At 73.0% G+C, this 13,877-nt stretch carries 12 protein-coding genes; 8 read left to right on the top strand and 4 right to left on the bottom strand.

The features are described from left to right. Positions 1 to 176: 176 nt before the first annotated feature. Both AB0K17_RS08395 and AB0K17_RS08390 read left to right on the top strand, forming a co-directional pair. On the top strand, positions 177 to 1,817 hold the full coding sequence (locus AB0K17_RS08395) for an ATP-binding cassette domain-containing protein (protein WP_365982533.1): 1,641 nt from the start codon (positions 177 to 179) through the stop codon (positions 1,815 to 1,817). Between the two features lie 107 nt (positions 1,818 to 1,924). Continuing rightward, the gene (locus AB0K17_RS08390) at positions 1,925 to 2,902 is read left to right on the top strand and encodes a helix-turn-helix domain-containing protein (RefSeq protein WP_365982532.1); all 978 of its coding nucleotides are present in this window, start codon (positions 1,925 to 1,927) and stop codon (positions 2,900 to 2,902) included. 206 nt (positions 2,903 to 3,108) lie between these two features. On the opposite strand, the gene AB0K17_RS08385 is transcribed toward AB0K17_RS08390, so the two are convergent. Then, positions 3,109 to 3,336, bottom strand: a complete 228-nt coding sequence (locus AB0K17_RS08385; protein ID WP_365964795.1) for a ferredoxin — start codon at positions 3,334 to 3,336, stop codon at positions 3,109 to 3,111. Between the two features lie 2 nt (positions 3,337 to 3,338). Next, positions 3,339 to 4,529 (bottom strand): cytochrome P450, encoded by a 1,191-nt coding sequence (locus AB0K17_RS08380; protein ID WP_365964794.1) that lies wholly within the window; start codon positions 4,527 to 4,529, stop codon positions 3,339 to 3,341. Positions 4,530 to 4,673: 144 nt separating this feature from the next. Between AB0K17_RS08380 and AB0K17_RS08375 the strand changes: the two genes are divergently transcribed. Further along, positions 4,674 to 5,246 carry a TetR family transcriptional regulator gene (locus AB0K17_RS08375; RefSeq protein ID WP_365964793.1) on the top strand — a complete coding sequence of 191 codons (573 nt, stop codon included), beginning with the start codon at positions 4,674 to 4,676 and terminating at the stop codon, positions 5,244 to 5,246. 74 nt (positions 5,247 to 5,320) lie between these two features. Here the strand turns inward: AB0K17_RS08375 and AB0K17_RS08370 are convergent, their stop codons facing one another. Further along, positions 5,321 to 7,051 (bottom strand): serine/threonine-protein kinase, encoded by a 1,731-nt coding sequence (locus AB0K17_RS08370; RefSeq protein WP_365982531.1) that lies wholly within the window; start codon positions 7,049 to 7,051, stop codon positions 5,321 to 5,323. Positions 7,052 to 7,163: 112 nt separating this feature from the next. Further along, positions 7,164 to 8,177: a YdcF family protein gene (locus AB0K17_RS08365; RefSeq protein ID WP_365964791.1), complete on the bottom strand. Its 1,014-nt coding sequence runs from the start codon at positions 8,175 to 8,177 to the stop codon at positions 7,164 to 7,166. 188 nt (positions 8,178 to 8,365) lie between these two features. Between AB0K17_RS08365 and AB0K17_RS08360 the strand changes: the two genes are divergently transcribed. The 5 genes from AB0K17_RS08360 (at position 8,366) to AB0K17_RS08340 (ending at position 13,752) form a co-directional block, all read left to right on the top strand. Continuing rightward, positions 8,366 to 8,977, top strand: coding sequence for a DUF308 domain-containing protein (locus AB0K17_RS08360; RefSeq protein WP_365964790.1), 612 nt, complete (start codon positions 8,366 to 8,368; stop codon positions 8,975 to 8,977). 164 nt (positions 8,978 to 9,141) lie between these two features. Further along, the gene (locus AB0K17_RS08355; protein ID WP_365964789.1) at positions 9,142 to 9,762 is read left to right on the top strand and encodes a hypothetical protein; all 621 of its coding nucleotides are present in this window, start codon (positions 9,142 to 9,144) and stop codon (positions 9,760 to 9,762) included. Continuing rightward, positions 9,759 to 11,705 (top strand): GMC family oxidoreductase, encoded by a 1,947-nt coding sequence (locus AB0K17_RS08350; protein ID WP_365964788.1) that lies wholly within the window; start codon positions 9,759 to 9,761, stop codon positions 11,703 to 11,705. The genes AB0K17_RS08355 and AB0K17_RS08350 overlap by 4 nt, the downstream gene beginning before the upstream one ends. Beyond that, the gene (locus AB0K17_RS08345) at positions 11,702 to 12,895 is read left to right on the top strand and encodes a ferritin-like protein (protein ID WP_365964787.1); all 1,194 of its coding nucleotides are present in this window, start codon (positions 11,702 to 11,704) and stop codon (positions 12,893 to 12,895) included. Before AB0K17_RS08350 ends, AB0K17_RS08345 begins: the two co-directional genes overlap by 4 nt. 98 nt (positions 12,896 to 12,993) lie before the next feature. Continuing rightward, a complete protein-coding gene (locus AB0K17_RS08340; protein ID WP_365964786.1) occupies positions 12,994 to 13,752 on the top strand; it encodes a hypothetical protein in 759 nt (252 codons plus the stop codon). Positions 13,753 to 13,877 lie beyond the last annotated feature (125 nt).

The following is a 13,877-nucleotide window of genomic DNA, read 5'->3' as shown; positions in this document are numbered from 1 at the left end:
GCAGGGCATGGGGGAACGGCCGGAAAACCCTGGGGCGTCAGCGGTCCACGGAGACCTGTGGAGCACCCGGCGGCCCGGCGTGCACGGGGCGCAGGGACCGGGCGCGCGGAACGGGCATTCCACCGGCCCAGATTTAATCAGTCCGAATCCGCACGCATCGTCGCTAGGCTCGCGGCATGGGTTATCTCGAAGCCGGCGCCCTGGCCCACACCCTGGCCGACGGGCGCGAGCTGTTCCGCGACGTGTCCTTCCGGCTGACCGGCGGCCAGACCGTCGCCCTCATCGGCGACAACGGCGCCGGCAAGTCCACCCTGCTGCGCATGCTCGCCGGCACGCTGCCCGTCCAGGAGGGCAGCGTGCGCCGCCAGGGGAGCATCGCCGTGATGCCCCAGTTCATCGGCAGCGTCCGCGACGACCGCACGGTGCGCGACCTGCTGCTGACGGTCGCCCCCGAGCCCGTGCGCCGGGCCGCGGCCGCCGTCGACGCGGCCGAGCTCGCCCTCATGGAGAACGACGAGGAGGCCGCCCAGCTGCGCTACGCCGGCGCCCTGACCGCCTGGGGCGAGGCCGGCGGCTACGAGTACGAGGTGCTCTGGGACACCGTCACCGTCGCGGCCCTCGCCCTGCCGTTCTCCACCGCCCAGTACCGCGACGTCTCCACCCTCTCCGGCGGGGAGCAAAAACGCCTGGTCCTGGAGGCCCTGCTGCGCGGCCCGGCCGACATGCTCCTGCTCGACGAGCCCGACAACTACCTCGACGTCCCCGGCAAGCGCTGGCTGGAGGAGCAGCTTCTGGCCACCCGCAAGGGCGTCCTGCTCATCACCCACGACCGCGAGGTGCTCAGCCGCACCGCCACCCAGGTCGTCACCCTCGAAGGGGGCTCGACCTGGACGCACGGAGGCGGCTTCGCCACCTGGCACGCCGCCCGCGAGGCCCGCTGGGAGCGCATCGCCGAGCTGCGGCGGCGCTGGAACGAGAAGCACGATCAGCTCAAGGAGCTGGTGCGCACCCTGCGCCAGCAGGCGTCGATCAGCGAGGACATGGCCTCCCGCTACCACGCCGCACAGACCCGCCTCGCGAAGTTCGAGGAGGCCGGCCCGCCGCCGGCCCCGCCGCGCACGCAGCGCGTCGCCCCCGCCCTGCGCGGCGGCCGCACCGGCCTGCGGGCGATCACCTGCCGCACGCTCGAACTGACCGGCTTGATGCGCCCCTTCGACCTGGAGGTGTTCTTCGGCGACCGCGTCTGCGTCCTGGGCTCCAACGGCTCGGGAAAGAGCCACTTCCTGCGCCTGCTGGACGAGTCCGGCGGCGAGGGGCCCTTCACCGTCGAGCACTCCGGCACCTGCCGCCTCGGGGCCCGCGTGCGGCCCGGGCTGTTCGCCCAGACCCACCGGCACCCGGAATGGACGGGCCGCACCCCGGCCGACATCCTCGGCCGCGGCGAGGGCGACCGGCCGGGCCTGGGCCTGCAGGACGCCATGTCCGCCCTCAGCCGCTACGGCCTGGCCGGCGCCGGCCGGCAGCCCTTCGAGACACTCTCCGGCGGGCAGCAGGCCCGCTTCCAGATCCTGCTGCTGGAACTGGCCGGCGCCACCCTGTTGCTGCTGGACGAGCCCACCGACAACCTCGACCTGATCTCCGCCGAGGCCCTGGAGGCGGCTCTTGCCGCCTTCACCGGCACGGTCGTGGCCGTCACCCACGACCGCTGGTTCGCCCGGGCCTTCACCCGCTACCTCGTCTTCCGCGAGGACGGGCGCGTCGTGGAGAGCGACGAGCCGGTCTGGGACGAGGGCCGCGTCGTACGGGCCCGGGGGTGAGGCGTTGTTGGCGCGGAAGGCACTGTCGGTGATCGGCACCGGTGCACTTGGCTGACTGCCGCCCGCCACCTCGCCGCGCGTCACCTCGCCGCAAGTCAGGAGCAGTCATGCACCCCATCGTCGTGGACACCGTCGAGTTCCCGCTGAACGACAGACGGGAGGCCTGGGCGGAGACCATGGCGCTGGCCCAGGTCACCCAGCGCGTGAAGTTCCTCGACACGGCACGGTTCGGGGCGCGCATCGAGGTGATGCCGCTGGGCGTGGGGCAGGTCTCCGTCCTGTCCTACGCCTCGCTCGTCGCCCAGCGCACCCCGAAGCTGGTGCGGCAGTCCGACCCGGAGATGTACCACGTGGCGGTGGCCACGGCCGGGGAGATCGGCATCGAGCAGAACCGGCAGTCCTCGCTGCTCGAGCGGGGCACCATGGGCTTCTTCGACAGTTCCCGCTCGTTCGACACCTTCGCCGGCGACACCCCGGGCCGCACGGTCCTCTTCCAGTTCCCCAAGCAGCTGCTGCGGCTGCCGCACGAGCACTTCACCCGGCTGTGCGGGCTGTCCCTGCCGTGGACGGACGGCGTCGCCCGGCTGTTCGCCCAGTTCCTGGTCTCCCTGGCCGAGGAGTACCCCCACTGCACGCCCCAGGACGCCACCCGCCTGGGCGGCACCGCCCTCGACCTGCTGACGACCGTGCTGGCCCACCACGCCGACCGGGCAACGGGCACCGCAGCGGGGACGTCCGGACAGCACGCGCTGTTCCTGCGGATCGGCGCCTTCGTCATCGAGCACCTGCGGGACCCCGACCTGGGCCCCGAGGCGATCGCCTGCGCCCACGGCATCTCCCTGCGCTACCTCCACCGCCTCTTCCAGCAGAACGGCACCACGCCCCGGGCGTTCATCCGGCAGCAGCGCCTGGACCGCTGCCGCAGGGACCTGGCCGACCCCGCCCTGGACCACCTCACCATCCACACCATCGCCGCCCGCTGGGGCTACCCCCAGCCGGACGGCTTCTCGCGCGCCTTCCGTACGGCCACGGGCATGTCCCCCAGCGAGTACCGCGCCTCGGTGCGGGCCGGCGGCGCCCCGTAAGGGGCGCCCAGGGCGTGTCCGGCGGATCAGACAGTGCCCCGTAAGGGGCGCGGGGCGTTGTCGATCTGCAGCTGCCGCCGCGTGGGCGCGATCGGCCGGCGACGGCCCGCAGTCGACGTGCCACCCTGGCACCCCCTCTGCGGGCGCATCGTGGCTTGTCGCGCCCCCGCGGCGGCAGCCGCAGATCGAACGCTGCCCCGCGCCCCTTACGGGGCGCCGTGGTCGCGCGGGCCGATCACCTCGCCGTCGGCCGTCACCGTGATGGCACCCACCGGGCAGGAGTCGGCGGCGTCGAGGACCGCCTCGTCGGGGGCGATGCGGCCGGCGCGCGGCCGGGAGTGCTCGTCGGCCATGGCGAAATGGCCCGCGGCCAGGGCCGTGCAGATGCCCGAGCCCAGGCAGCGGGCGCGGTCCACGCTCACCTCCCAGGCCATGCTCACCACCCCACCGGCAGCGCGCGCGGGCCGCGCACCAGCATCTGCGTCTTCCAGACGACGTCCCCGGCCACGTGCAGCCCCGGCAGGCGCAGCACCAGGGCCCGCAGGGCCTCCTGGAGCTCGACGCGGGCCAGCGGCGCGCCCAGGCAGTGGTGCACGCCGTGCCCGAAGCCCAGGTGCTGGTTGCCCTCCCGGCCCACGTCGAGCACGCCGGCGGCCGCGAAGCGCTCCTCGTCGCGGTTGGCGGCGCCCACCGACACCAGCACGGGCTCGCCCCTGCGCACCAGCGTGCCGCCCACCTCGACGTCCTCGGTGGCGTAGCGCGGCGAGGCGGCGGCCATGCCGAGGGGGACGAAGCGCAGCAGCTCCTCGACGGCCGCGGGGATCAGCGAGGGATCCTCGCGCAGGCGGGCCAGCTCGCCGGGGTGCTCCAGCAGCGTGCACACGAAGTTGGGGATCTGGGTGGCCGTCGTCTCGTGGCCCGCGACCAGGACGGCCACGCACAGGTCGATCAGCTCGGGCTCGGAGAGCCGGTCCTCCTTGTCGCGGGCCTCGATCAGGGCCGTCATCAGGTCGTCCGCCGGCCGGGCCCGGCGTGCGGCGACCAGCCCCGCCATGTAGGCGCGCAGCTCCTGGCGGCTGGTCTCCGCCTCCTCGGCCGTCAGCGAGCTGGTCGACAGCGCGTCGTCGCTCCACTTGCGGAACAGCGGGCGGTCCTCCTCCGGCACACCCAGCAGGCGGCAGATCACCGAGACCGGCAGCGGCAGCGCGAAGGCGTCGACGAGGTCGGCGGGCGGGCCGGCGGCCACCATCTCGTCCAGCAGGCTGTCGGCCAGGGCCCGGATGTCCGGGCGCAGTCGCTCCACCCGCTGCACGGTGAACGCCTTGGTCACCAGTCGGCGCAGGCGGGTGTGGTCCGGCGGGTCCATGGCCAGGATGCCGCTGGTGACCTGGCCGGGGGACTGCCGCGGCTCGTCGTGCACGGTGGCCTCGGCGCGGCTGAACCTGCGGTCGCCCAGCACGAGGCGGGCGTCCGCGTAGCGCGTGACGAGCCAGGCCGGCTCGCCGTAGGGCAGCCGCACCCGCCGCAGACCCTGCGCGTCGCGCACTTCCTCGTACTGCTCGGACAGGGCCAGGCCGACGGCTTCGTTGAAGGGGTAGGTCATGGGCTCGCCGTGGGTGGTGGACATCCGAAACCCTTGTTCCTTCGTGTAGGCAGTAAGGTCTCGCGCCGGTGCAGGAACGTGATGTAAGCACCTGCTTACAAAAACGGTAGGCCGGTGCACCGGGGGCGTCAACGGGCCCGCGGTCACCGGCGCTTGAGGAGGAACGGGATGAGCCAGGACAAGCAGGTGCGCCGACGCGACGCGGAGGCAACGCGCCGCTGCCTCGTCGAGGCGGCGGCCGAGCTGTTCGCCGAACGCGGCTACGACCGCACCACCGTGCGCGCCATTGCCGACCGCGCCGGCGTCAACCAGGCTCTGCTCTTCCGCTACTTCGGCTCGAAGACGGCGCTCTTCGGCGAGGTCGTGGCCAGGGACGGCCGCCGGAAGCTGCGCGAGAGCCCGCCCGAGCAGCTGCTGGAAGGGGCCCTGCGCGACCTGCTGACCCCGGCGGGGATCGAGCCCGGCGACCGCTCCCTGGAGGTGTTCTTGCGCTCGGTCGGCAGCGACGACGAGGCGGCCCGCACGAACCGGCGGCTGACACAGGAGTACACCGACGCCCTGGCCGCGCTCAGCGACGCCCCCGACGCCGAACTGCGCGCGGCCCTGGTCCTGGCCTGGCTGCTGGGTATAGGGCTCACCCGCGTCGTCGTACGCCAGGAACCGCTGGCCGGGGCGGACGCCGACCAGGTCTGTGCCCTGATGCTGGACGCGGCCCGCACGCTGCTGGAGAAGCTGCCCTAGGCCGTGTCCGGCGGATCGTGCAGCGCCCCTACGGGGCGCCCTGGTGCCGCATGACGTAGATCCGCCGATACGCCCTAGGAGGGCTGCTTCCATACCGTGAGCAGGCCGGAGTAGCCCGGAGGGCTGTAGGGCTGCCCCGTCGGGGTCACCTCCGTGATCTTGAGCATGGCCAGATTGCCCTTCGAGGTGACCGTGCACAGCACGTCGTCCTTGGCCAGGACACCCTGGTCGATCAGGGCGGCATCGCCGAGTTCGGCCGGCAGCGGGGCCGCGTCGACGGCCCGGCGGCACTCCTCGGGCGTGCTCCCGCTGCTCTTGGCGGTCGCCGTCTTGAAGTGCATCCACTGCGACATGTACGTCAGCTCGGCGTCGTGGTCCGAGACGTCGCCCTGCGGGGAGACCTTCGGAGCGTCGAGATCCACGGTGATGAGCGTGCCGGTGCCCGGCGGCGCGATGGCCAGGGGACGGTCGGTGAAGACCGCCTCGTACGTACGCGCGGGCGCCTTGGACGCACCGCCGCTCGGCCCGCCCGTGCCCTGCGACGCCTGCTTGCTGTCGGAGTGCGCCGGCGTGGCACTGGCCGACGCGTCGGCCGCCTTGGCGCCCGAGCCGCCGTCACCGCCGGACAGCGCCCACGCCGCACCGGCCACCACGGTCAGCGCGACGGCGACCCCCGCGGCCAGCGGCGCCCGGCGCCGCCACGGCGGGGTGGCGCCCGCCGGGGCGAGGGGGGCCGCCGGCGGGGCGGTCGCGGCCTGCGTCGGCGCGGCGTGCACGGAACCGCCGGGTGCCTGGGTGGGCACGTACGTCGCGGGGTGCGCCGGCGTCGCAGCGGCCGCCGCCGGCTGCGCGGCCTGCGGCGCTCCCGCCACCAACTGCCGTACGTGCTCGGCGCGGGCGGCGATCGCGGTCGCCACCGGAGCGGGGAGCCAGCCGTCGAAGGCCCGCGGCGCCCGGCCCGAGGCCTTCTCGCACAGCTCGGCCACCTCGGCCGCGGTGGGCCGGGCGGCCGGGTCCGCGGCGAGGCAGCGCTCCAGTACGGGGCGCAGACCCTCCGGGTAGCCGGACAGGTCCGGCGGCCGCTGCGCGGTGTTGGCGATCTGCGTGGCGACGGTCAGCGCGGCCCCGTCGCCGTACGGGTGGCGGCCGGTGGCCGCGACGGCCGCGATCAGGCCGAGCGAGAACACGTCGGAGGCGGTGGTCGGTTCGGCGCCCGTGCCCTGCTCCGGTGACATGAACTGCGGGGTGCCGACGAAGCCGCCCGTGCGCGTGAGCCGGGTCGCCTCGGCGGCGCGCGCGATGCCGAAGTCGATGACCCAGGGGCCGTCGGCACCCAGCAGGATGTTGCCCGGCTTGAGGTCCCGGTGCACCACCGCGGCGGCGTGCACGGCATCCAGGGCCCGGGCCACGCAGCCGGTCAGCTGCAGGGCGGCCGGCAGCGGCAGCGGGCCGTGCACGGCGAGCACCTCGTCCAGCGGCAGCCCCGGCACGTACGCCGTGGCCAGCCAGGGCTGCTCGCCCTCGGCGTCGTGGTCCACCACCGGGACGAGGTGGTAGCCGCGTACCTGCTTCGCGGCGCGGACCTCCTGCTGGAACCGGCGCCGGAACTCCGCGTCGCCCGCGTACTCCCGGCGGATCACCTTCAGGGCGACGGGCTGGTTCCCCCGGGTGCGGGAGAGGTAGACCGAGCCCATGCCGCCCTCGCCGATGCGGGCCAGCAGCCGGTAGCCGGCGATCTCGTGCAGTTCGTCCGCCCGCAGCGGGCGCAGCGCGCCGCCGTCGTCGTGCCCAGTGATGGATCCCACCCCCGTTGATCAGGACATGTCGAGGGCTGAATCTATGTCATGGAGCAGGGGTGCAGCACATCCACGGCCCCCGGTCGCCCATCGGGCCCGGGCGGCGACGACTGCCGAACGGTCACAAAAAGCACCAGGCCAGGACGCCGGGGAGGGCGAGCAGGCCGCAGATGGAGAAGTTGACCAGCTTGTGGTCGAGGAAGACGGCCACGAACTCGCGGATCGTCGCGCTCGGCCAGAAGTACGCGGCCGTCGGCGAGCCCACGACCTGCCCGTTGACGCCGGCCTTGCGCGCGGTCAGGGCCGCGCGGAAGGCGTGGAAGTTGTTGGTGACGATCACGCATGAGTAGCCGGGCCGGGCTTCCGACATGATCGCCGCGCTGTAGGTGAGGTTCTCCTCGGTGGTGCGCGAGGCGTCCTCGCGCAGGATGTGCTCCGCGGGCACGCCGCGCTCGACGAGGTGGTCGGCCATGGCGTGCGCCTCGGGCAGGTCCTCGTCCGGGCCCCGGCCGCCGGAGGTGACGATCATGGGCGCCCTGCCGCGGGCGGCCTGCGCCGCGTACAGCCGGCGCCCGCGCTCCAGCCGGCTCGCCAGGAGCGGCGGCACCCGGTTGCCGCCGACCAGACCGGAGCCGAGCACCACCACGAAGTCGACGCTGCGGCGCGGGCGCAGCCATCCGTAGACGAAGGCGTAGGTGATGAAGCAGAAGAAGAGGAACGCGATGTAGCCGGTTATCAGCAGCAGGGTGCCGGTGACGATGGTCAGTTCGCGGGAGCGGCTGACGGCGGAGGCGATCGTGAGGCCCATCAGGCCGACGATGGCCAGACCGGTGAGGAAGGACAGCAGGTTCCCCGGGCTCCGCCCCTCCTTGCGGATCATCTTGACGCCGTTGGTCAGCAGGAACACCGGCAGGACCAGCGCGCCGAGGAAGGGGATCAGCAGGACGGCCGCCGCGAACCACTCCAGGGCGTGATGGCCGTGGCCGCCGCTGCGACCGGCCACCCACACCAGGCCGAGCACCAGGCAGGTACAGGCGAGTCCGAGGTGGACGGCGTTGCTGAAGCGACGCCGGTCGCGCAGGACACCGATGCCGAAGAGCAGCAGAAAGAAGGCGGCGGGAGCATAGGCGAGCACGGCTGCATGGTACGTGAATTGACGGTACGTCGGGACGGGCCGGACTTGCGCCGACTTGGCCGGAATACTTCCCGTTCGGTCCTCCTGTTGTCGCCCCGCGGCATATGTGCCAGCCTGAAAGGAGGAAGATCGGCGGGGAGCAGTGCAGGCAAGTGCAGGCAGTGCAGACAAGTGCAGGGAGCAGCGCCATGACGTCTTCCTTCCACGATCTCCACGGGCCCGGGCTCCACGGGCCGGGGGAGCCCTACGGAAACCTCGTGGGCCTGGCGCACGCCGGCTGGCAGGCGCTGCTGGGCGCGGGCATCGCCTCGACGGCCGTGGGAGCCGCCGTCCTGGCCTGGCCCCAGGCCTCGCTCCAGGTCGTCGGGGTCCTCTTCGGCCTGTACCTGCTGCTGATCGGTGCCCTGCAGCTGGCGGGCGCCTTCGCCGCGCACATCCCCGGCGCCCTGCGCGTCCTGGGGTTCGTCAGCGGCGGGCTGTGCGTCCTGCTGGGGCTGGTGTGCTTCCGCGGGCCCGCGCAGTCGATCCTCCTGCTGGCCCTGTGGATCGGCTTCGGCTGGCTGCTGCGCGGGGTGATGCTGGCCGGAGTCGCCCTGTCGGTCAAGGAGTTGCCGGCCCGGGGCTGGCAGGTGTTCGTCGGCTTCCTCAACGTCGTCGCCGGCATCCTGATGATCGATCTGCCCTTCCACTCCATCGCCGTCCTGACGGTGGTGACGGGGATCTTCCTGGTGGTGATGGGCGTGTCCGAGGTGTTCCACGCCGTCCGGTTGCGCAGCCACGTCAGGAAGGCTGTGACCTGAGTAAGGCTGTGACCTGAGTCGGTCGTGGAGACACAGGGTAGGGCCTGGCTGAAAACATGCCCCCGGCATTCACTCGTTGGTGGCGGCCGGGTGGGGCGGCCTCCTGAGCGGGCAGGGTCGGACGGGGCCCGGGAGGCGGGGTCCGGCGAGGGGGGGGCAGGGCCATGAGCGATCCCGCGGTGCCGGCGGAGGTGCAGGACTTCGTGGAGTTCTGTGTGCCGCTCACCGGCTTCACCGCCTTCGATCTGTATGCGACCGACATGGCGGGGACGTATCTGGACACCGCGCGCCGGCAGGTGGGCCCGGAGCACTTCGAGGAATTCCGGACGGCGTGGAAACAGGCGGCCGCCGACGGCGGATCCCCGCAGGACCTGTCGCCCACGCACCGGGAGGTGGCCCGCGCGCTGGTCTACCTCTGGTACACCGGCGCCTGGCCCCGGCTGGCCCCCGCGGCCCATGCCGCCCTGCGGCGCGAGGTGGCGAACACGGAGTTCGTCGTGGCCCCCGAGGCCTACGTGGAGGGGCTGGTGTGGCGGACGTTCCACGGTCACCCCGCAGGCGCCAAACCGCCCGGCTTCGGCACCTGGTCGGTCCGCCCGCCCGCACCGCCCGGGCTGCCGGAGCTGCGCGCCGCACTCGGCCTGCGCACCGGTCCGGACGCCGGGGCGGCAGCCGAGGACGTCCCCGCCCACCTGCTGCCCGGCTTCCGCGCCGGGCGGCACGTCGCGCCGTCCGAGGTCCCTGCGGCCACCGCGCCCGGCACGGGCGAGGAGGCGCGGCCATGACGCAGCACGTGACCGCCCGCGACGCGGCCCGCCGCCGCTACGACGTCGTCATCGTCGGCGCAGGCTGGGCCGGCAGCGCGCTCGCCCGGCGGCTCGGCGACAGGGGCTGGGACGTCCTCGTCCTGGAGGCCGGCAACGGCGGCACCGACACCTGGCCCGGCTTCCTGGACACCCTGGACACCTTCCACTCCGCCGTCGCGAAGGTCCCCAACTCCGCCTACCGGCCCAACGCCGCCGCGCCCTCCCCGGACGTCCTGGACCTGGCACCGGTGCGCAATCCGCGCCCCGGTCGGCCGGAGTTCACCGCCGGCGGCTACTTCGTCCAGAACGGCCCGCTGCCGTACGGCACCGACTACCTGCGTGCCCTCGGCGGCACCGCCATGCACTGGCTGGGCGCCGTCCCCCGCATGCGCGACGAGGACTTCGAGACCCGCACGCGCTACGGGTACGGACGGAACTGGCCGCTCGGCGCCGCGGAGCTCCAGCCCTGGTACGCCGAGGCCGAACGGCTCCTGGGTGTCGCCGGGAACGGGCCGGAGCAGTACGACCTCGGCGTCGTCCACGATCCCGGCCACGAGTACCCGATGCAGGAGATCCCACGCAGCTACATCGACCACTACTGCAAGGGGGCGGTGGAGGGCGAGACCATCACCGACCCGGTGGCCGGGCAGGACTACAAGCTGACCCTCTACGGCCTGCCGCAGGCCCGCAACTCCACGCCCAACCCCCGCTACCGCCACGATCCGGCCTTCCGCGTCCAGGGCGCGGTCGGCCTGCCGAACTTCGGCGAGCGCTGCGTCGGCAACGCCAGCTGCGTGCCGATCTGCCCCGTCCAGGCCAAGTCCCTTCCGCTGCGCCTGCAGGCGGCCTTCCCGCCCTCCGTCACCGTGGCGAACCGCTGCGTGGTCACCCGCGTGCACCGGGCGGGCGAGCGCGGGGTGCGGGGAGTGGAGTACCGCACGTACACCGATCCGGCCTCGCCGGTCGGCCGGTCGTACGTCGTCGACGCCGACGTGGTGGTGCTCGCCGCCCACGCCATCGAGAACGCCCGGCTGCTGCTCTGCTCGGAGCTGGCCAACGGAAGCGACCAGGTGGGCCGGAACCTGATGGACCACCCCACCGTCCTCAGCTGGGCCCTCGGGGCGCAGAGCAGGGGGCCGGTCGGGCCGTTCCGCGGGCCCGGGCACACCTCCGGCTGGGAGGCGTTCCGTTTCGGTGCCGGACGCCGCCGTCGGGCCCCCTTCCGCATCGAGATCGGCAACTGGGGCTGGGGCTGGGCCACGGGAGCGCCCATGAGCAACGTCGCCACCGCCGTGGGGCTCGGCGGCGACGAGCAGGGCGAGGTGCGCCCGGGCGGCGTCTTCGGCCCGGAGCTGCGCCGGCTGCTGGGCTGCGCCATCGGCCGCCAGCTGCAACTGCAGGTCGCCGTGGAACAGTCCGCCGATCCCGGCAACCGGGTCACCATCGACGCACGCCACCGCGACGCCATGGGAAACCCGCGCCCCGTCCTCACCTACGACCTCGACCGGCACGTCCGTGACGGCGCACTGGCCGCCCGGGCGGTGGCCGGGGAGATCTTCCGCCGCATGGGAGCCGACGACTGCACCGACCACGCGCCGCGCAACGGTCTCCCGCCGCTCGGACACTTCGTCCACGAGGGCGTGCACCTGGCCTACAGCGGGGCCGGCCACGGCGCCGGCACCCACATCATGGGCGACGACCCGGCGACGTCCGTGGTCGACGTGGACCAGAAGACCCACGAGCTCGACAACCTCTACGCCGTGGGCTGCGGCAGCATGCCCTCCATCGGCACCAGCAACCCCACACTCACCATGATGGCCCTGGCGCTGCGCAGTGCCGAGCGGATCCACGACCGCCTGGTGGCCGGCCGGCGCCCGGTCGTCGTGCGCACCACCGGCACAGCGGGGGAGGCGACGACGTGATCACCGCGACGGCACTGCACGACCGGGGCTTCCACATCCCGCGGGACCTCGGCGAACTGCGCACCTTCCTGCAGGCCGCCATGGAGGTCGAGCACCTGACCATCCCGCTCTACATGACCGGGCTGTACACCATCCGCCCCGGCACCAACCGCACCGCGTACTTCGCCATCCGCAGCGTCCTGATGGAGGAGATGCTGCACATGACGCTGGCCGCCAACCTCCTCAACGCGGTCGGCGGCCGGCCCCGGGTGGGCCGCAAGGAGTTCGTCGGCAGGTACCCGGCCCGGCTCCCCTTCAGCGACGACGACGTGCCCCCGGTGTCCTTGCAGCACTTCTCGCCCGGGGCACTGAGGACGTTCCTGCGCATCGAGCAGCCCCGCTCGCTGACGCCCCCGCCGCAGGAGGGCGCCGGCTGGACGTCCATCGGCCAGTTCTACGACGCGCTGCGGCAGGGCCTGCTGCGGATCGTGGAGCGAGAAGGGGAGGCCGTGGTCTTCCCCCGCGGCCGCGAGCACCTCCAGGTCGGCCCGGACGACTTCTACAACTCCGGCGGCGAGGTCTTCGCCGTCCACGACACCGCCTCCGCCCTGCTGGCCCTGCGCGTCGTCGCCGAGCAGGGCGAAGGCGTGGGCGACACCATCTGGGACAGCAACGACCTGATCTTCCGGGAGGAGCGGACGCTCGCCCACTACTTCCGCTTCCACGAGATCTACTCCGGCCGCAGCTACGGCCCGCACGACCGGCCCAAGGACCCGCCCAGCGGACCGCTCGTCGACGTCGGCTGGCAGGACGCTCACCCCATCCACGGCGACTCGACGATCGCCGCCTACGAGCGCTTCGCCGCGACCAGCGAGGTCCACGCGCGGGCCGTGGAGTTCAACTCCCGGTACGCCGCCCTGCTCACCTGCCTGGACCGGGCGTTCAACGGAAGACCCCGCGTCATGGCCCTCGCCGTGCCCCTCATGCTGGAGCTGCGCGACCGGGCCGGACAGCTCCACCACAACCCCCATCCCGACCCGGCCCTGGCACGGCTCGGCATCTTCGCGAGTCCCACCTTCGAGCTCGGCGACCCCGAGTTCGCGGCCGCCGCCCAGGCGGTCGACAAGGACATCGCCCTGGCCGGCCTGCGGGCCGGCGAGCCCGTCGACCTGTCCGCCGTTTCCCCCGCCACCGGCGAGTCGTTCGCCTGAGAGCCAGGCCGGCCCCAGCCCGTCCCGAAGGCCCGGGATTTCCGGCCAATAGGGCCCTCGGCATTCTCAGGCCCGCGGACCGCGGCCAGACTCCCGGCATGAGAAGACTCGTGAGAGTGTGCGCCGCGGCAGCCCTCCTGGCCGGGGCGCTGCAGGCGGCTCCCGCTGCTGCGGCCGACACCACGACGATCGCTGCCGGCCCCAGCCTGCGCATGGGACGGCTCTACATGCACACGCCCAGGGGCCTGCAGGCCTGTACGGCCACCCTGGTGGCGAGCCCGCGGCACAACGTGGTCGTCACGGCGGGCCACTGTCTGCACTCGGGCCTCGGCGGTGCGTACTACACGGGCTTCCAGTTCATCCCCGGGTACCAGAAGGGCAAGCCGGCTCCGCTCGGGGTGTTCGACGGTGCGACGCCCCTGGTCAACGGTGGCTACGTGGGTAAGAAGGACGGGGACGGGGAGTACGACTACGGGTTCCTCGTCCTGAAGCCCAACAAGGAGGGGAAGCAGGCCGGGGAACTGGCCGGCGAGAACCCCATCGCCTTCGGGCAGCCCGTCATCGCGTCCCGGACGGTATGGGCCTACCTGCTCAACGACAGGACCGCCGAGTGCTTCGGGGAGACGCAGGCGTACCTCTTCCCCTACGACAGCCGGGTGAGGATCGACTGTAAGTTCGAGCCCTCCTCCAGTGGCGGCCCCTGGTACGCCGACTACAACGCCACCACGCAAAAGGGCACCGTCAACGGCGTCATCAGTGGCCCGATGCCCGGGCACGAGAGCGAGGCCGTCGTGCTCTCACCGTACTTCGGCATCTATGCCCAGGTGCTCTACCAGCAGGCGGAGGCCGAATCATGACCAGCGGCGCGGCCGGCGTTCACCTGCCCTGAGCCCACCTGCGCTCCTGGTGTTTCCCCGAAGGCAACCGCACAATCGAGCAGCGTGATGCGGCGCGGTGCGGGAACATGCCACGGGGGTGGAGT

Source organism: Streptomyces sp. NPDC049585, assembly GCF_040675615.1.
Classification (GTDB): Bacteria; Actinomycetota; Actinomycetes; order Streptomycetales; family Streptomycetaceae; genus Streptomyces; species Streptomyces luteosporeus.
The sequence above is the reverse complement of the archived record's forward strand: the minus strand, read 5'-3'. Positions and strand labels throughout refer to the sequence as shown.